This is a genomic window from Dellaglioa sp. CoH-57-MRSF-22, from assembly GCF_056781895.1.
On record NZ_JBXAXT010000178.1, the window covers coordinates 1 to 298 of the forward strand.

The 298-nt window shown below is 60.1% G+C and carries 1 protein-coding gene; it reads right to left on the reverse strand.

Annotation, left to right across the window (positions count from 1 at the left end; all coding sequences use genetic code 11):
• On the reverse strand, positions 1-298 hold a 298-nt coding region (locus AC1RPR_RS08705), incomplete at both ends, for a hypothetical protein (RefSeq protein ID WP_481763554.1).

Sequence of the window (298 nt, forward strand, 5' to 3'; positions counted from 1 at the left end):
CGCAAGGGCCGGGCCGCAACGTCGCGAATCCACTTCAGCCGACGCGGGTTGCGGTATTTGACCTCGTGCAAGTACTCGCGAAAAGCCCGCGCCGCCAACGCATCATCTTCGTTCCCGGCAGGCGGCACGAACTCATTGAACGGATATGTATCGTGCAGCCCCGCGATCACGAACTGGTTGATCAGCGCCTGACGGAATTCGCGGCTCTTTTTCCACGCCTCCGGCTGTTCCGACATGCGATCGTACAGCCAAACTTCGGCATTGAGGCACAGCCCCATACGGTCCATGAAGCTAGCGT